The sequence below is a fragment of the Iocasia fonsfrigidae genome (assembly GCF_017751145.1).
Classification (GTDB): Bacteria; Bacillota; Halanaerobiia; order Halanaerobiales; family DTU029; genus Iocasia; species Iocasia fonsfrigidae.
The window spans coordinates 1,722,943-1,741,881 of sequence record NZ_CP046640.1; the positions used below are offsets into that span (position 1 = coordinate 1,722,943).

19 protein-coding genes are annotated in these 18,939 nt (G+C 34.5%); all 19 read left to right on the top strand.

Annotation, left to right across the window (positions count from 1 at the left end; genetic code table 11):
* Nucleotides 1-82 precede the first annotated feature (82 nt).
* Nucleotides 83-715 (top strand): DUF421 domain-containing protein, encoded by a 633-nt coding sequence (locus tag GM661_RS08195; RefSeq protein WP_230869569.1) that lies wholly within the window; start codon nucleotides 83-85, stop codon nucleotides 713-715.
* Nucleotides 705-1,460 (top strand): class I SAM-dependent methyltransferase, encoded by a 756-nt coding sequence (locus GM661_RS08200; RefSeq protein ID WP_230869570.1) that lies wholly within the window; start codon nucleotides 705-707, stop codon nucleotides 1,458-1,460. The genes GM661_RS08195 and GM661_RS08200 overlap by 11 nt, the downstream gene beginning before the upstream one ends.
* A gap of 90 nt (nucleotides 1,461-1,550) precedes the next feature.
* On the top strand, nucleotides 1,551-1,832 hold the full coding sequence (locus tag GM661_RS08205; RefSeq protein WP_230869571.1) for a YabP/YqfC family sporulation protein: 282 nt from the start codon (nucleotides 1,551-1,553) through the stop codon (nucleotides 1,830-1,832).
* Complete coding sequence (gene yqfD / locus GM661_RS08210; RefSeq protein WP_230869572.1) at nucleotides 1,832-3,004, top strand: sporulation protein YqfD; 1,173 nt, start codon at nucleotides 1,832-1,834, stop codon at nucleotides 3,002-3,004. Before GM661_RS08205 ends, yqfD begins: the two co-directional genes overlap by 1 nt.
* Nucleotides 2,991-3,950, top strand: coding sequence for a PhoH family protein (locus tag GM661_RS08215; protein WP_230869573.1), 960 nt, complete (start codon nucleotides 2,991-2,993; stop codon nucleotides 3,948-3,950). Before yqfD ends, GM661_RS08215 begins: the two co-directional genes overlap by 14 nt.
* 2 nt (nucleotides 3,951-3,952) lie before the next feature.
* The gene (locus tag GM661_RS08220; protein WP_230869574.1) at nucleotides 3,953-6,139 is read left to right on the top strand and encodes an HD family phosphohydrolase; all 2,187 of its coding nucleotides are present in this window, start codon (nucleotides 3,953-3,955) and stop codon (nucleotides 6,137-6,139) included.
* Nucleotides 6,117-6,545, top strand: coding sequence for an rRNA maturation RNase YbeY (ybeY, locus tag GM661_RS08225; protein ID WP_125989833.1), 429 nt, complete (start codon nucleotides 6,117-6,119; stop codon nucleotides 6,543-6,545). Before GM661_RS08220 ends, ybeY begins: the two co-directional genes overlap by 23 nt.
* 19 nt (nucleotides 6,546-6,564) lie before the next feature.
* Nucleotides 6,565-7,263: a diacylglycerol kinase gene (locus GM661_RS08230; protein WP_230869575.1), complete on the top strand. Its 699-nt coding sequence runs from the start codon at nucleotides 6,565-6,567 to the stop codon at nucleotides 7,261-7,263.
* Between the two features lie 100 nt (nucleotides 7,264-7,363).
* The gene (locus GM661_RS08235; protein ID WP_230869576.1) at nucleotides 7,364-8,629 is read left to right on the top strand and encodes a hemolysin family protein; all 1,266 of its coding nucleotides are present in this window, start codon (nucleotides 7,364-7,366) and stop codon (nucleotides 8,627-8,629) included.
* 4 nt (nucleotides 8,630-8,633) lie between these two features.
* Nucleotides 8,634-9,242, top strand: a complete 609-nt coding sequence (locus GM661_RS08240) for a DUF502 domain-containing protein (RefSeq protein ID WP_230869577.1) — start codon at nucleotides 8,634-8,636, stop codon at nucleotides 9,240-9,242.
* Between the two features lie 24 nt (nucleotides 9,243-9,266).
* Entirely contained in the window at nucleotides 9,267-10,271 is a 1,005-nt protein-coding gene (locus GM661_RS08245) for a DUF881 domain-containing protein (protein ID WP_230869578.1), read from the top strand.
* 4 nt (nucleotides 10,272-10,275) lie between these two features.
* Nucleotides 10,276-11,445 carry a DUF3048 domain-containing protein gene (locus GM661_RS08250; protein WP_230869579.1) on the top strand — a complete coding sequence of 390 codons (1,170 nt, stop codon included), beginning with the start codon at nucleotides 10,276-10,278 and terminating at the stop codon, nucleotides 11,443-11,445.
* An 11-nt stretch (nucleotides 11,446-11,456) separates the two neighbouring features.
* Complete coding sequence (gene era / locus GM661_RS08255) at nucleotides 11,457-12,341, top strand: GTPase Era (RefSeq protein ID WP_230869580.1); 885 nt, start codon at nucleotides 11,457-11,459, stop codon at nucleotides 12,339-12,341.
* Between the two features lie 5 nt (nucleotides 12,342-12,346).
* Nucleotides 12,347-13,669, top strand: coding sequence for a magnesium transporter (gene mgtE / locus GM661_RS08260; protein ID WP_230869581.1), 1,323 nt, complete (start codon nucleotides 12,347-12,349; stop codon nucleotides 13,667-13,669).
* A 78-nt stretch (nucleotides 13,670-13,747) separates the two neighbouring features.
* On the top strand, nucleotides 13,748-14,449 hold the full coding sequence (deoC, locus tag GM661_RS08265) for a deoxyribose-phosphate aldolase (protein WP_230869582.1): 702 nt from the start codon (nucleotides 13,748-13,750) through the stop codon (nucleotides 14,447-14,449).
* Nucleotides 14,450-14,451: 2 nt separating this feature from the next.
* A complete protein-coding gene (recO, locus tag GM661_RS08270) occupies nucleotides 14,452-15,207 on the top strand; it encodes a DNA repair protein RecO (protein ID WP_230869583.1) in 756 nt (251 codons plus the stop codon).
* A 20-nt stretch (nucleotides 15,208-15,227) separates the two neighbouring features.
* Complete coding sequence (locus GM661_RS08275; protein WP_125989853.1) at nucleotides 15,228-15,650, top strand: DUF4342 domain-containing protein; 423 nt, start codon at nucleotides 15,228-15,230, stop codon at nucleotides 15,648-15,650.
* Nucleotides 15,651-15,756: 106 nt separating this feature from the next.
* Nucleotides 15,757-16,620, top strand: coding sequence for a glycine--tRNA ligase subunit alpha (gene glyQ, locus GM661_RS08280; protein ID WP_230869584.1), 864 nt, complete (start codon nucleotides 15,757-15,759; stop codon nucleotides 16,618-16,620).
* Nucleotides 16,613-18,670: a glycine--tRNA ligase subunit beta gene (gene glyS / locus GM661_RS08285; RefSeq protein ID WP_230869585.1), complete on the top strand. Its 2,058-nt coding sequence runs from the start codon at nucleotides 16,613-16,615 to the stop codon at nucleotides 18,668-18,670. The genes glyQ and glyS overlap by 8 nt, the downstream gene beginning before the upstream one ends.
* The last annotated feature ends 269 nt before the right edge of the window (nucleotides 18,671-18,939 follow it).

An 18,939-nucleotide genomic window follows, 5' to 3' on the forward strand; every position in this document is an offset into this window, starting at 1 on the left:
CATTAACCATTGTAAGTTAATGGGGTTTTCCCTGTTTAAACTAATCAATTTTGTTAATAATAATAGGCAGGGGGTTATAGTAGTGTTTACTCATATTATTAAAACAATATTTATTTATTTTGCAATGCTTGGTATAATTAGAATGATGGGTAAAAGAGAAATAGGTCAATTGTCTCCTTTTGATCTAGTAGTTGCTATTATGATTGCTGAATTGGCTATTTTTCCAATTGAAAATGAAGAATTAGGTATTATTGAAGGCCTTGTACCGATTGTAATTCTGGCATTTTTGGAGATACTGTTGTCTATTCTTTCTTTAAAGAGCACTTTTATAAGGGGATTAATAAATGGAAGGCCTGAAATATTAATAAAAAATGGTAAGATATTGTATAAGGCATTAAAAGGGACTAAATATAATGTTAATGACCTTTTACAACAGTTGAGAACAAAAGACATCTTTGATATTGATGAAGTTAAAGTAGCTTTGCTGGAAACATCAGGTGATATTACAGTACTTAAACAGGGGGCTAAATCCCTTAGGATGCCTGTTATAATAGATGGTAAGATATCTTATAATAAAGAACTTGTTAATATTAATAAAGAGTGGTTGCAGAAAAAACTGCAGGATATAGGAGTAGATAAATCTCAAATCTTACTGGCTACTATTGATGAAAATAAAGAATTAAAGATATATCAAAGGAATGGTGATGATCAATAAAATGGGGTTTTATAATCAATTTGCTAGTTATTATAATGATGTTTTTCCTTTATCAGTAGAAAAATTAAATTTTTTAAGTAATAAGTTTACTGATACTGATGATGGAAATAAAATTCTAGACATTGGTACTGCAACCGGGAGTTATGCAATTGCCTTAGCAGAAGAGGGTTATCAGGTTTCTGCCGTGGATCTTAATCATGAAATGATAAAATTAGCCCGCTTGCGCGTAGTTAATAGTAATTTAGCAGTGAATTTTAAAGTTGCTGACATGTTAAAACTTGATAAACTATATAGTGAAAATTATTTTAATGGTATTTATTGTATCGGAAATGTGCTTGTTCATCTTGATACAAAGAAAGATATTAAAAAAGCCCTTGGAATTATGGCAAAATTATTAAAACCAAAAGGTGTTGTTATTATTCAGATTATTAATTATCAACGAATCTTAAAAAATAATGTTACACAGTTACCAGTGATAATCAACGAAGACAAGGGGATTACTTTTAGCAGGAGATATTTACTGGAAGACAGTAAAGACAAGATTAGATTTATAACAAATCTGAGTATAGATAAAGGAGTAAAAAATAGTTATCAAAATACTATAAAGCTGTTACCATTACTGCCTGATGAATTATTGGATATTTTGGGTGAAATAGGTTTTCAGGATGTAAAACTATATGCTAGTTTTTCAGGGGAAGGTTTTAATGAACAGGCAGTACCATGTATTGCTGTAGGACGATTGTAAGATTTTTAATATGTGTTATAATATAAATTAACCTAGCATTATTCTCCTTTTTTATGCATAAATTTTTAATGCAGGGGAAGGGGGATAATAATGGATAAAATAAAAAAGCAATTTTTAGATATCTTTGATCTATCGCCTGAAATTGTTCTTGATTTACCATTAATAATGCTGGTAGGTCAGCAGAAATTATATATAGAAAATCATAAGGGAATAAAAAATTTTGATAATGATAAAATTAAAATCAGTATCAATAAGGGTTATCTTATTTTTTCAGGAAAAGAATTAGTTGTTGAGGAGATCAGGGAAGACTGCCTCTTTATTTCGGGAAATATTGTAATGATTCAATATGAAAAAAGGGGAGGGGCTGTCTAGTGCTCAAATATCTGATTAGGTTTATTAAGGGTTATTTAGTAATAGATATTACAGGTAATGCTTTGGAGAGATTTATTAACCAGATGATAGCCCTGGATATTTTTATATGGGATTTAAGAAGGATTAAAAAGAGTCATTACCGTGCTAAGATATATACCGTTGATTTTAGCAAACTAAGGTTACTTGTAAAAAGGAGGAAATGCCGGGTAAACATAGTCGAAAAAAAGGGATTACCTATCCTTTTTTTCAGGACTTATAAACGGAAATTTCTCTTAATAGGTTTTTTAATATTTATACTTCTGTTTTATGCTGGCTCATCTTTTTTATGGTTTATTGAAATAGAAGGCTTAGAGACTATTGATAGAGAGGATATAATTAATATTCTTGAACATAATGGTATAAAACCAGGTATTTATAAAAGGAATATTAATCCTATAGATCTGGAGAGGGAGCTTCTAAAAAATGAATCTAGACTGATCTGGGCAAATGTAAGGTGGCAGGGAACCTGCCTTAATATCAGGCTTGTAGAAAAGAAAACGGTTTCTAAAACAGCTAAGGGTAACGTAGTAGCAGCTAAAAATGGGGTTATTAATGATTTTATTGTATTAAAGGGAAGAGGAATTGTTAGTAAGGGTGATACTGTTACTGAGGGCCAGCCTTTAATTTTAGCTGGAGAAGGGGAAGAGAGGGCACATGGTATTGTCAGGGCATATGTATGGTATACAGCAGAAGCACTGTGCCGGTATAATATAAATGAGGTAATTTTTACTGGAGAAAATAGAAAGTTTTGGGGAATTAAAATTGCTGATAAAACTTTCTGGTTGAAGCCGATAAAAGCCAATTTTAATAATTATAAAAGAAAAAGAGAAATAAAAACAATTCCAAAATGGAGGAATATTAATATCCCTCTAGAATTAATAATAGAAGAGCATAGGGAGATCAATTTTATATCAGAAAAATTAAGTAGGGAATCTGCGATCTTTCTGGCTAAAGAAAAGGCTTTATATACTATATTATCAGATATTCCTGCTGATGCAGTAATTCATAGTGTACAGTCAAGGGATATTAGTCTTGATGATAAGACAGTTAAAATAAAATTATTGGTCAAAGTAGAAGAGGATATTGCAGATCTACCAGGTATAGATAAGGAGGGTTTTAGTGTCAAAGACTGAAAAAACAATTGTATTTGATGATTATCAAGTTCTCCAGAATCTTTTTGGCAATAATGATAATAATCTTAAGATAATTGAAAAGAAAAATGGGATTAAGATTATTGCCCGTGGTAATTCTATTAAAATTAGTGGAGAACAAAGTGAGGTTGAACAAACTGAAAATATAATAAAAAAGCTTAGTGAGATTACTCAAAATAAAACAATTACAGAGCGTGAAGTTAAATATGCTGTAGAATTATTAAAAAGAGATGAGGGAATTGATTTAACAGATCTATATAGTGATGTGTTACAGGTCAGTTATCGTGGGAAGAAAATATCTATTAAGACATTGGGGCAGAAATTATATATTGAGGCTATCAAGAAGTCGGATATTGTTTTTGCTATTGGACCTGCTGGTACAGGTAAAACATATCTGGCTATGGTTATGGCGGTTAAATATCTTTTAAACAAGGTGGTAAATAGGATTATTCTTACCAGGCCTGCTATAGAGGCAGGTGAAAAACTAGGTTTTTTGCCTGGGGATATGCAGGATAAAGTTGACCCTTATTTGAGGCCTTTATATGATGCTTTATATGATATATTAGGTCCTGAAAAAGTTGCCCAGTATCTAGAAAAAGATATTATAGAGGTTGCACCACTGGCTTATATGAGGGGGCGAACTCTTGATGATTCATTTGTAATCCTGGATGAAGCCCAAAATACTACCCCTGAACAAATGAAGATGTTTTTAACCAGGATAGGTTTTAATTCACAGGCAGTAATAACAGGTGATATTACTCAGGTAGATTTGCCAGGGAATAAGAATTCTGGATTGAACCAGGTCAGGGAAATATTGCAGGGTATTAAGGGAATAGATTTTGTCTATTTATCTAAAGAAGATGTTGTAAGGCATGAATTGGTAAAAAAAATAATTCAGGCTTACGAAAGGCATGAGGACAGGAGTTGATTATGCTTAATCATAGTATTATAAATAAATGGTGGAAAAAACTCTCTAAAAAAAGTGCTTCTATTAGCCCACACAGCAAGAAAATGTTTTGGGGGATCTCCTTTATTATAGTTATTATACTAATTTTAACTATTGATCTTTTTCCTAGTAATGTCAATTTAGAAACTGGACAAGTTAGTAAGCGGGATATTGAAGCCCCGATGACAATAACCTATGTTGATGAAGAAAAAACTGCTGAACTAAAGAGCATTGCTGCTGAATCAGCAGGTAGGGTCTATGAAGAAGATCGAAATATTGAAAATAGAATTGAAAAAGATATTAATGGTCTTTTTAAACAGATAAAAGAACTCAGGGATGAGGAAACAGCAGTTGATGAAGAAATGACTGCTGTAGATGGGAAAAATAGAGAAGAGTTAATTAAAGATATTGAAGCCAATTATCCAGTAATTACGCTTGAGACAATTGAAATTCTATTAGAAACCCCTCCAGATCTTTTTAATGAACTGGAACAAAGGTCTGTCAATACCATAAAGCTTAAGTTAAAGGAGCGTATTCATCCCGAAGACCTACCTGAAATCAGGGAAGAATTAGTACAGGAAGTAATGGCCATGGATCTTAATAAGGAATACCGGCTTGTTCTGGCAAATATTGTGGAAACAATGATCAGGCCTAATATGATATTTGATGAAGAGGCCACTAAAAAGAAACAGGAAGAAGCAGTTAAAAAGGTTGTTCCCTACAAACATACGATTAAACAGGGTGAAATGATTATCAGGAAAGGAGATATAGTTACTAGTGAGGATATAAAAGAATTAGAAGCTCTTGGTCTACAGAGACCACAAATAAATTATCTTTCGATATTTGGTATAGTAACAATTATTCTTACATTAATTGTTATGGCCTGTCTGTATTTCTATAAATATCAACCTGACGTCTGGGAGGCACAGCCTAAAATAATTTTATTGCAGTTATTAGTAATAATTGTGTTAATAATAGCCAAAATAATTGATATTATACCAGCAGTTAATTATTTTCATCTGCCTTATCTGGTACCAGTTGCTATTGCTTCAATTCTGACAACTGTCTTAATCAGTACTGATGTTGCAGTTGTTTTAACAGTGTTTATTAGTTTTCTGGTAGCAATTATTTTTAATAATGATTATAATATAGCGCTCACTGGGTTTATTGGTGGTTTGGTTGGTATTTTTAGTGTTTCAAAACTGAGCCAACGTAATGACCTGGTAAGGGCAGGTTTTAATGTAAGTGCGGTTATGGTAGTACTAATTATGGGTTTGACTTTTAATAGCCCTTTCAGGGGATGGCTTGATCTATTGGGTTATATTTCAGCTGGGGTAATTAATGGGGTTTTAGTGGCAATTCTGGCTAATGGCCTTTTGCCTTATCTGGAAAATGCCTTTGGATTGACCTCATCTGTTAAACTGCTTGAATTATCTAATCCCAGTCATCCATTAATAAAGAGACTTTTGGTGGAGGCTCCAGGAACATACCATCATTGTGTAATTGTGGGTAATCTGGCAGAAACAGCAGCAGATAATATTGGTGCAGATTCCCTCCTGGCCAGGGTTGGTGCTTATTACCATGATATTGGAAAGATGAAAAGGCCATATTTCTTTATTGAGAACTATTATGCAGCAGATAATCCACATGATAAACTGTCTGCTAATCTTAGTGCTTTAATAATCAAGTCTCATGTAAAAGATGGTGTGGAACTGGCCCGGGAATTTAAGCTCCCTGAATCTATCATAGATATTATCAGACAGCATCATGGTACAAATCTTATTGCATATTTTTATCAGCAGGCTATAGAGGAAACCAGTGAACATGATAATGTTGAGGAGAGTGATTTTCGTTATGATGGACCTAAGCCTCAGACCAGGGAATCAGCAGTTATCATGCTGGCTGATATTGTTGAGGCAGCTATTCGCTCCAAAAACTTTAATAAAAATAATCACAACCGGATAGAGGGATTTGTCCGGGAATTGATTAGAAATAAATTGATTGAAGGACAGTTAGATGAATCTGACCTTAGCCTTAAAGAACTGGATATAATTACGGAGAGTTTTGTTAAGGTGTTAACTGGTATTTATCATCAAAGAGTAGAATATCCTGATAGTCTATTAAAAGAGATGAAAAGGGTTGATAAGAGTGATAAGGATAGAGATAAATAATAAACAGGATTTAGTAGAGCTTGATAATAACATTTACAAGCTTTTCCAGGAGATAGCTGAACGGACATCTCAAATAGAGGGATATAATCAGGGTGAGATTAGTTTTGCTCTGGTTGATAATAAGATTATTAGAGAATTAAATAAAAAATACCGTAATAATGATCAGGCAACAGATGTCTTATCTTTTCCTATGGATGAGGAAATCTGGGGGGATATAATAATTTCAACAGAGAGGGCAGCTGCCCAGGCTAAAGAATATGGGCATTCCTTAAAAAGGGAACTCGGTTATTTGGCTGTTCATGGTATAATGCATCTTCTAGGATATGACCATAAAACACCTGGTGAAAAAGCAGAGATGCGTTATAAGGAAGAACGTGTTTTAAGTGAGTTGAATCTTCAGCGCTAATAAGGTTAGGTGATTCTTTGTGCAGTTTCATAGTTTAAGTGATAGTTTTAATTATGCCTTTGAAGGGCTGATTCATGCCTTTAGAACCCAGCGTAATATGAAAATTCATTTTATAGTAGCATTTATAGTACTCTTTGGAAGTTTGTTTTTTGAAATAGGGAAAATACAATTAGTATTGCTTTTTACGGTGATTAGTTTTGTAATTGCTATGGAGCTTATTAATACAGCTATTGAGGTTGTTATAGATATGATAAGTCAGCAGTATTCTTTAAGGGCTAAAATTGCCAAAAATGTTGCAGCAGCGGGGGTGTTTATGGCTGCAATTAATGCGGTTATAGTTGGTTATTTGATCTTTATTGATGATCTCAGGTCTTTGAGTTTTTCTTTGATAAATGATATTCAACAGGAAACAGCTCACTTAAGTTTTATAAGTCTGGGTTTATTAGTAATTATAATTATAGCATTAAAGGCAGTGGGAGAAAGCGGCACACCTCTTCAAGGTGGTATGCCGAGCGGTCATAGTGCCATCTCCTTTCTAATAGCAACTATCATAGTATTTTTGACCATGGATATTGTTATTGCTTCCCTAGTTTTTTTATTGGCTTTACTGGTTGTCCAGAGCAGGCTTCAGTCAAGGACTCATACGATGTTAGAAGTGGTAATTGGAGCGGTGATAGGAATATTGCTAGCTATAGTAATATTTAAACTTTTTGCTTAGTTATAAGTGTATGTTCGAAAAGGTATAATCCCCGGCGGGGGTATATACTGATACTTTTCGAACAGACTCTATAAATAACTTGGATTATTGAGGTGTATTTATGATTATATATTTAGCAAGTCTCTTATTGCTTTTTGCTTTATCTGCATTTTTTTCAGGTTCGGAAACCGCTCTTATGTCGGTGAATAGAGTTCGAATCAAAGAACTTAGTAATCATGGTGATAAAAAAGCAGTTCTGGTAGATAAATTATTAAAAAAACACACAAGACTTTTAGCTACTATTTTAATTGGGAATAATTTAGTTAATATTGCTGCTTCTGCTATTGCAACATCTGTGGCAATTAAACTTTTTGGTAATAAAGGGGTAGGGATTGCTACCGGTGTAGTGACATTAATAGTTTTGATTTTTGGAGAGATAACTCCTAAATCAATTGGCAGTAAAAAAGCGGTAAAATACTCTAAATTAGCAGCCCCGTACCTTTATTGGATGGAAAGGTTTTTGTCACCAGTTATATCATTTTTTGTTTATCTTATAAAATTAGTCGTAGGTGAAGCTAATCCTTTATCATCATCTTTTTTAAGTGAAGAAGAAATCAGACGTTTTGTTAATGTTAGTGAAGAAGAGGGAGTAATTAAAAAGACAGAACGGAAAATGATAAATAGTATTTTTGAATTTGATGATACTACAGTTAGGGAAGTAATGATACCGAGAATAGATATGGTTTGTGTTGATGAAGGTATTGAACTGGATGATTTTATTAGATTAGCTGTTCAAAAGGGTCATTCTCGTATCCCAGTTTATCATAATACAACTGATAAAATAAAGGGATTAATATATGTTAAGGATTTACTTGAATTATTAATAACTAAAAAGAAAGATTTTGTAATTAATGATTTTCTTCGTCCCGCTTTTTTTATTCCTGAGAGTAAGAAGATTAATGAATTATTAACTGAGATGAAAAAGAGGAAAATACATATTGCTATAGTTTTAGATGAATATGGTGGTACAGCAGGTTTAATTACTATAGAGGATTTAATAGAAGAAATCATGGGTGATATCCAGGATGAATATGATCTGGAGCCAAAACAGATTGAGTTTTTAAATGATAAGGAGATGATAGTAGACTCAAGGATAGAAATAGATGAATTAAATGAAATACTACCTGAACCATTGAGTGATGAAGATAATTACAAAACTATTAGTGGTTTTATACTTTATTACCTTGGTTACCTTCCAGATGAAGGAGAAAGGATTGTTTTAAATGATGATTTGCTTATTCAGGTTGAAAAAACTAGTGAACATAGAATAGAGAGATTAAAAATTATTAGTACTAGCCCTTTTAATGGCTTTGATGATAGGGAGTGATCAAGTGTTTAAGAAGATAAGAAATTTATTTTTAACTGGTATGGTAGTTGTTTTACCCCTGGTGGTTTCAAGCTATATAATTTACTTTTTGTTTAGTATTATTGATACAGGTACAGAACCATTGATAGAGTTGATTTTTGGGCGTGATATACCAGGTGTAGGAATTATTTTTACCTTTATTATTATTTTATTGATTGGTATTATTGCTACTAATGTTATTGGAAAAAGGATAATTCAATTTGGGGAAAAGATGCTGCTAAAGATACCATTTTTTCGTAATATATATATTAGTATTAAAAAGGTAATGGATGCTATTTTTACAAGACAGCATAGTTCTTTTAAAAAACCAGTATTATTTGAATATCCCAGGAAAGGCCTTTATCAAATAGGTTTTCTTACTAAAGAATCTTCACCATATTTTGATTCTATAACAGGTGAAGAACTATATAATGTTTTTTTACCGACTACCCCTAATCCAACTTCGGGAATGTTTGTTATGGTTCCCAAGAAGGATGCCATAATTCTTGAGTTAAGTATAGAGGAAGCCCTTAAACTAATAATCTCAGGTGGTATTCTTGACCCTGAAATAATGTCTTTTGCTAAGGCGAGGTAAGGTAAGGGATAAGGAGAGGTGTTTATGTTGAAAAAGTCAGGATACATATTATATACAGCGGTTATTTTGATTATACTGCTTAATATTATTTTGTTTCTTCGTATATTGAGTGTATTTTATTTCCCTGGTGAAATAACGCCGTTAGATAGGGCTTCCCAGGGGGCTCAATCTGTAATCGAATATAGCGAAGAATTAGCAAAAAGTTATGGTGTAGACGAACAGAAGTCGGTTACTGATATATTGGCCAGGTTTAAATATGAAGTTGAAAAAGCAAATAATGCAGAAGAACTGGCCAGTTTAATGGTAGACTACGGCCGACAGACACAGGATATAATTTTTCGTGAACTTCAACAAAAACGGATTGATAAGGTTTTTAAGATTATTAACAGCCAGAACTTACCCAAAAAAGGGAAAATAACGATAGCCAGGACAGCTGAGCAATTAAAAATATTAGATCCTGATCAAATATTGACCAATAAAACCAGGGAAAAACTTGAAGGACTTACTTTTAATCAGACTATTGAGATTCAGATCAAGGATGGGAGGGCAAGTCTTGTCTCCACTGGTGATTTTTTTAATCAGGTAGATTTTCTACAGACAAAGCTTGCCTCTCTGGAAAGGCAATTAAAGTTGATTTCGCAAAAAGCTGGTTATGAGCCGTTAAATGGTAGTGGGATAATAATCAATGTTTATGATAAGGACAATAATCTTGAAAAAATGGGTATTGTTCATGATGCTGATATAAGAAATATTATCAATGAATTGGTAATTGCTGGTGCCGGGGGTATTGAAGTGGGTGGACAGAGATTAACTGTCCACTCGGCAATACGCTGTGTCGGCCCTACTATTCTGGTCAACAATAAACCGATCCCTGTTAATCCAATTATTATCAAGGCTGTTGGGGAGCCGAGGACTCTTGCCAGTAGCCTGGATATTGTTAGAAAACAGTTGGAGAATTTTGGTATTGAAATTGAGGTCGTAGCTGAGGATAATATACGTCTCAATGGCCAGAAAAATTATGAGAGGTGATAATATGAAGAAAGCAATTGTTGTCTTATTAATTATATTTTTAACGGTTTTCATCTTAACTGCCTGTGATTCTCCTACTGATGAACTGGCATCAGAACCAGAGAAAAAGATAGAGGATGTTATTACTCCGGAAGATAAAGAAGATGGAGAATTAATAGATGAGACAGAAGATAGAGAACAAGATAAATTAGCAGAGACTGAAAATGATAGAGATAATCTTGCTAGTGAGAATATTGAAGATGACCGTAGTGACAGGGACAGCTCGGTAGTGATGGAGGATCAGCAAATTGCATATCTATCCCCGTTTACCGGGCAACCAATAGAAGAAATAAAGAGGGAAAGGGCGATAATGGCTAGTATTGAAAATACCCAGCCTGCTCGTCCACAGTCTGGTCTAGAGGATGCTGATATTGTCTATGAATTTCTGGTAGAAGGGGGCATTACCAGGTTTCTTGCCCTTTACTGGGGGAAGATACCGGATAAGATTGGTCCGGTAAGAAGTGTAAGACCTTATTTGATCAGGACTTCACAGGATTATCATGCTTTATTATTACATGCGGGAGCTAGTCCAGCTGGTTTTGCTCTTCTGCAGCAGGAAAATGTTTTGCACCTTGATCAGATCTATAATGGGAGTTATTACTGGAGGAGTAGTGATAGAAAAGCACCACATAATCTCTATACTGGTGGTGACATAGTAAAACCTTATTTGAGAAATATTACTGGTCAAAAATATACCTCCCGTTTTAATTTCCAGAATGTTAGTTTGATTAATCCGGCTCAAATAAAGGCTAATATAATCAGAATAAACTACTGGGGTGATAATAGACTATTATATAAATATAATGAAGATAGGAATATTTACCTGAGATATTACTCAAAATATAATATTCCTCATATGACTGATACTGGTGGACGCTTAAAAACCAGGAATATCATTGTTCAATATGTAAAAACAAAGGTAATTGATGAGCAGGGTCGTCTGGAAATGGAACTTGAGGGCAGGAATAAAGCCCTGGTTTTTAAGGATGGTATAGTAATTAGTGGTTACTGGGAAAAAAATAATGATGAGTGGGCAAGGTATTATAATGAAACTGGAAATGAAATAGAATTAAATCCTGGAAAAACCTGGATAGAGGTAGTGCCACTATCCTGTAGGGTAGAGTATGAGGAGTGATATTAAGATAAATGGCTTTTAAATCTGGTTTTGCAACTGTAATTGGCCGTCCTAATGTAGGCAAATCAACACTTATAAATACTATCATAGGTGAGAAGATAGCTATAACATCTCCAAAGCCTCAGACTACGCGCAATAAGATTCAGTCTATTTATACAGCAGAGGAAGGACAGGTTATTTTTGTTGATACACCTGGAATCCATAAAGCTAAAAATAAGTTGGATGAATATATGCTTGAACAGGTTTTTAAGAGCCTGGAAGGTATAGACCTTGTTATTATTTTGCTGGATGCTACCAGCCCTTTTGGTCATGGGGATGAATATATTCTCCAGCATAGCAAGGCTCAAGGTCTGCCTTTTTTGCTTGTTTTAAATAAGATTGATAGTTTGAGTAATAAAATGTTGGCCAGTAGAATAACTCATTATGAAGAAAAAACCGGTAGAGAGATTATACCGATTTCTGCTAAAAAGAAGAGGAATTTAAATACACTCTTTGAGGAGATATTTAAATTGCTGCCAGAAGGACCTCAATATTATCCCGAAGATATGATTACTGACCAGATTGAACAATTTATTATTGCAGAAATGATTAGGGAGAAAATATTTTATCTTACCAGAGAAGAGATACCTTATGGTGTAGCAGTAAAGATTGAAGAAATGACAGAGAGAAATAATGGTATGATATATATCAGGGCATATATATATGTGGAAAAGAAATCACATAAGGGAATAATTATAGGTAAAAATGGTTTGATGCTTAAAAAGATTGGACAGAAAGCAAGAAAAGATGTTGAAAAACTATTGCAGACTGAGGTTTATCTTGATTTATGGGTAAAGGTATTAAAAGATTGGAGGGATAAGCCGGAGTTAGTAAAACGCATGGGTTATAAGGAGTGATGATAATGGAAGAGAAAATAAAGGACTATTTACCTACTGGTTATAATAACCTGGAAAATTTTTTTGATGAAGCCTATCCGGCAGATATTGCTGATTTTTTAATGTTACTTGATAGTGATGAAAAGGAATACATCTTAAAAAATAAGGCTAATATTTCATTAATTATTAATATTATAAGTTATCTTGATTATGAGAACCAGAATATTGTCGCTAAATTGATGAATGAAGAAAAGCTCTCCACTATATTATCCAGGATATATGTTGATGATGCTGTAGATTTTTTGGGGTCTATGCCTGTAGGAAAAGTAAAAAAGATCCTAAATTTAATGAAGGAGCAAAAGGCATCAGAATTACAGTCTCTGCTTGGTTATGATTATGAAAGTGCTGGTGGGTTAATGACCACTGAGTACTTGGCTTTTTATAATGACATGACTGCGGATATGGTCTTACAAAAGTTAAGGAAAATTAGTCCTGGTGCTGAGATGATTTATTATATTTATGTTATCTCAAGAAAAAAGGAATTGCTGGGGGTTTTATCAGTCAGACAGTTGTTGGCTGCCCAGCCTGATGAAAACTTAAAAGACCTAATGACAGAGAATGTAATTAAGGTTGGAATAAATCTTGATCAGGAAGAAGTAGCACATGTTTTTGCAAAATATGACCTGTTGGCTGTGCCAGTTGTAAATAAAAGGAACCAGTTAATGGGTATAATAACTGTAGATGATGCGATAGATGTTATTGAAGATGAAGCAACTGAGGATATTTATAAAATGGCAGCTACCGGGGATATTCACGGTGGACTACTGGCAGCAGTGAAAAAACGAATACCCTGGTTGTTAATCTTATTAGTAGGGGACCTTTTATCTGGTTCTGTAATTAAAAACTTTGAAGAATCCTTACAGGTGGTTGTTGCACTGGCTTTTTTCATACCTGTCTTGATGGATATGGGAGGGAATGTAGGAACACAATCTTTGACTGTTGTGGTAAGGGGACTGGCTACCGGAGAATTACATTTTGCGAATTTCTGGCGCCATCTCTGGCAGGAAGTGAAAGTGGGATTTGTTATGGCTGTAATCCTGGGTTCAATGTTATCACTTATTGCTTTTTTCTGGCAGGGAAATCCCTTGCTTGGTCTAATTGTAGGGGGTTCTATGTTTATGACTCTCTTAACAGCAGTAACAGCTGGTACATCTATACCATTTATCATGGAGGCCTTTGGGGCAGATCCGGCAGTTGCTGCAGGACCGTTTATTACAACATTGATAGATATATCTGGTTTATTTATTTATTTTACAATGGCAACTATACTAATGGAAAAATTAATATAATAGCAGGAAAAAAATAAAATATGAAGAATATAATATAGAAGAATATAATATAAAAGTGAGAATTAAGGAGTGAATAATATGGCTATTAAACCGCGTGATATGGCAAAAATGATTGATCATACTCTATTAAAACCAACAGCCACTGTTGAAGATATAAAGAATCTATGTGAGGAGGCAGAGGAATATGAATTTGCTTCTGTCTGTGTTAACCCAATATTTGTACCACTAGCTAATAAACTATTAACTGATAGTTCGGTTAAAGTTGCAACTGTAGTTGGTTTTCCACTTGGGGCCAATACTTCTGAAACCAAGGCCTTTGAAACCAGGAATGCTATAAAAAATGGTTCCCAGGAGATTGATATGGTTATCAATATGGGGGCTTTTAAATCAGGTGCCTATGATCTGGTGCAGGCAGATATTAAGGCTGTAGTTGATGCTACCAAAACTGCTGGTGTTAGTTCAGATATTATTGTGAAGGTGATACTGGAGACATGTTATCTTAGTGATGATGAGGTTGTTCAGGCTTGTAAGATCGCCAAAGAGGCCGGGGCTGATTTTGTTAAAACATCGACTGGTTTTGGGACAGCTGGTGCTACTGTGGAGGATGTTAGTCTTATGAGAAAGACTGTTGGCAGAGAGATAGGTGTCAAGGCATCAGGGGGAATAAAGAATTATGATCTTGCCCTGGATATGTTGGATGCTGGAGCCAATAGAATTGGTGCTAGTTCTGGTGTTGCTATTGTTACTGGCTTAGGCACAGCAGAAGAAGAAAAACAATAAAAATGGCTGTATTTAAAACTGAAGCTATTGTATTAAAACAATATGATCTGGGAGAAGCCGATAAAATTATTACCTTTTATACTAAAGATAATGGTAAGGTGAGGGCAGTTGCCCGTGGTGTTCGTAAAGGCAAGAATTCTGGCCTGCTGCTTCCTTTTAGTTATAATTACCTGACTGTTTATCAGGGGAAATCATTGGATAGAATAAATCAAATAAAAAACCTTTTTTCATTTTCCCCACTGCGAGAGGATATAACAAAGATGGCTTATGCCTCTTTTATGGCAGAATTAGTTGAGAAAGTAGGAATGCCAGCCGACCCTGATGAGGCCCTTTTTTCCCTGCTGCTTACTACATATCATCAGCTCTTAAAGGCAGCTGAAAAAGAGATAAAATATATTAATATTACTTTTAAAGCCCGTATTTTAGGTCTTTTGGGTCTAAAACCAGAACTTGATTCCTGTGTTTCCTGTAAAGAGAAAATCCCTGTGGGTGTAAGAAATACCCTTATTTTAAAACAGGGGGGCCTGGTATGTGAAAATTGTTATTGTCAAGAAGAGGGTAAGGGATATCAACTGTCAGGGGAGGCTTTGCAGGTCTTTAAGCGTTTCTTTAAAACTGGGTTTGAGTTGAGCAAATTAAAGATCTCAGGAAAGGCTTTTAATGAACTGGATTCTTTTATTGATGATTATATGGTCTATCATTTAGATATTCATTTGAAGTCAGTTGGATTTTTGAATATGATTAAAAATTTAGGTTAAACTTTTAATGAGGTGATATAATGGAAAACCTGGAGAAAATAGACTTAATCAGGCAAAGAATCGATGTTAGTTATGAAAAAGCATATCAGGCCTTGCAGGAAACGGATGGTAATGTAGTAGAGGCTTTAATAAAATTGGAAAAGGAAGGGGATGGCCAGAAAAAATTCAATCTTGATACTGATCTTTTTCATGTAAAAGGGCAGGATTTAATCAATAAGATCAAGAATATAATAAAAGAAGGCAATGTAAATAAAGTAATTGTAAAAAATGATGAGAAAACCCTGGTAGAGATACCGGTTACTGCTGGAGTAGTTAGTCTGGTTTTGTTTCCTTATTTAACATTACTAGCTGGTGCTACTGCTATGTATAAGGACTACACCCTCGAAATTGAAAGAAATAAAGAGGAAGAGCAAAATATAAATCAGCCAGAAAATGGTGAATAAAAGTTATTGTAGTGAATTATCTTGTTTGGCCGGGAAAGGTTTTACCTCATCCTTATTTCAGGATGGGGTTTTTATATGATCATGAAAATGAGAGGATGGGGTAAATATGAATTTTCAGGATTTAATTAATCTGTTAAATAAATTCTGGGGTGAGCAGGGTTGTGTAATTGAACAACCCTATGATACTGAGGTAGGTGCTGGAACAATGAGCCCGGCAACTTTCTTAAGGTCATTAGGTCCAGATAAATGGAATACAGCTTATGTTCAGCCGTGTAGAAGACCAACTGATGGAAGGTATGGTGATAACCCCTTTAGATTACAGCGCTATTTTCAGTACCAGGTGATTATGAAACCTTCACCTGAAGATATTCAGGAATTATATCTTGATAGTTTAGAGTCTCTAGGTATTGATCCTTTAAAACATGATATTCGTTTTGTGGAGGACAACTGGGAATCACCTACACTAGGTGCCTGGGGTCTTGGTTGGGAGGTATGGCTTGATGGTATGGAAATAACCCAGTTTACCTATTTTCAGCAGGTGGGGGGTTTTGAAGCAAAACCAGTTACAGCAGAAATAACCTATGGTCTAGAAAGGTTAGCTATGTATCTTCAGGAAAAAGAAAGCCTTTTTGACATAGAATGGGTTGATGGAATGAGTTATCGGGATATATACCTCCAAAATGAAATTCAGCAATCAACCTATAATTTTGAGGTTTCTAGTATCAAAACATTGTTAAAATTGTTTGCTCTCTATGAAGAGGAGGCAAAAAGGGCACTGGAAAATGATCTTGTATTACCAGCTTATGATTATACCTTAAAGTGTTCTCATACTTTTAATCTTCTTGATGCCAGGGGTGCTATTAGTGTAAGTGAAAGAACAAGATATATTTCCAGAGTAAGGGAGCTTGCCCATCTTTGTGCTAAAAAATATCTGGCTATTAATGTAAAAGGAGTTGAGAAAGATGTCTAGAGACCTATTATTTGAAATAGGCACAGAAGAACTACCTGCTAACTATATGAGTACGGTCAGGAAAGACTTTAAAAATCTGACTGAAAAAACATTTGAGAATAAAAGGCTTGTTTTTGATGATTGTCAGGTATATTCAACACCAAGGCGATTAACTCTTTACATGAAAGGTTTAACTGAAAAGCAGGAAAATAAAAGTGAATCCCTCAGAGGCCCTGCCAAGAGTATTGCCTTTGATAAGGCTGGCAAACCAACTAAAGCTGCTCTTGGTTTTGCCCGCGGACAGGGGGTAGATATTGATGAACTTATTATCAGGGATGGTTACCTCTATCTTGAGCGTGTTATTGAAGGCAAAAAAACAGTAGATATATTAGCTGATGTTTTTTTAAGTATTATTAATAAAATGAATTTTCCCAAGGCTATGCGTTGGGGAAATAGTACAGAGAGGTTTATCAGACCTATCAGGTGGTTGTTATTATTATTCGGTGAGGAAAAAATTGATTTTTCTTTTGCTGGAATAGAATCTGATAAAAAGACCTATGGACATCGGTTTTTAACTGATAAAGCTATTACTATAGATAATCCAGCAGAATATTTTTCTAAACTGGAAGATGCCTACATAGTTGTTGACCATAATAAAAGAAAGGAGTTAATATTAAAACAAATAAAGGATTTATCCCTTACTGAAGGAAATGTTCTTGTAGATGAAGAATTACTTTCTGAGGTAATAGAACTTATAGAATACCCAACTGCTTTTTTCGGTAGTTTTGATAGGGAGTATTTAAAACTACCAGAAGAGGTATTAACAACTTCAATGATGGAACACCAACGATATTTTCCTGTAGTAGATAAAAACAACAATTTATTACCCTATTTTGTGTTTGTTCGAGATGGTGCAGAGGAGTATATTGATGAGGTACGATATGGTAATGAGATGGTTTTAAGGGCCAGATTGGCAGATGCCCGTTTTTTCTATGATGAGGACTTAAAGCTCAGCTCAGTAGATAGGCGGGAAAAACTTAAAGATATAGTTTATCAGGAAAAACTGGGTAGTATGTATGATAAGGTGCAACGTATTAAATCTATTGTTTCAAAAATGGCTGTCTCTTTTGAACTTACTGCTGAACAGATAGATATTTTAAAAAGGGCAGCAGAACTGAGTAAAAATGATCTGGTTACTGAAATGGTCAATGAATTTTCAAAACTTCAGGGTATTGTGGGGAAGGAATATGCCCTGGTAAATGAAGAGAGTTGGGAAGTTGCTGAGGCGATTTTTGAACAATATCTACCCCGTTATGCTGGTGACAGCCTCCCTGAGACTGTTTATGGGCAGATAATCAGTATTGCTGATAAAATTGATAGTATTGTAGGACACTTTAGTCTAGGTCACATCCCGAGTGGTTCACAGGATCCTTTTGCTTTACGACGTCAAGCTTCAGGTATAGTAAAAATTATCATTGAAAAAGACCTGAATCTTAAACTTGACACCTTAATCAGCTACACTTTTGAGGTTATGAATAAGCAGGATGAAAAACTATTACAGGAAATAAAGGATTTTCTAGTACAGAGAGTTAACAATATATTAGAAGAAAAGGGTATCAGATATGATATTATTAAAGCTGTCATAGCGGTCAATAATAATGACCCAGTGGATCTTATGGATCGGGCAGAGGCAGTTATGGAATTGAGGGAGGATAATCCTGCCTTATTTATTGATCTGGTTAGAGGTCTTGTGCGGGCGAAAAACCTTGCCAGCAAGGCTGAGAAGGGATATAACATAGATAAGGGCTTGTTAAAAGAAAATGCTGAACTTGATTTATATAAGAGTTATCTGGAGTTTAGTGGTGAGATAAATACAATGTTTAGCCAGGGAAATTATCTGTCTGGTCTAAAGAGATTTGTAGAATTGAAGGCGCCTATTGATAATTTTCTTGATAATGTAATAGTGATGGTTGAAGATGAAGATATAAAAAATAATCGATTGGCATTATTACAAAAAGTGAGCGCTTTGATTACTGGGGTAATGGATATAGATAGTATTGCTTTAGATTAGGTTATAACTTTAAAGGCCGACAAATATATTTGTTTCCCTTGTCGCGCACTACGGCGTCCTGCCTTCGTTTACTGTCGAGAAATTGTCTTCCGGCGTCCATGCCTCCAGACAATTTCTAGAGTCGTCCAACAAATATATTTGTCTGGTTAATAGATTATTGATTAACTATGTGTAATAAATAGTTTGAGTTAAGAAAGCTGATGTTTTTGATTAAGTCTGGATGGCTGTTAGGTTACTTTGTTCAGGTAATAAGTAGTCTTTGGAGGGGA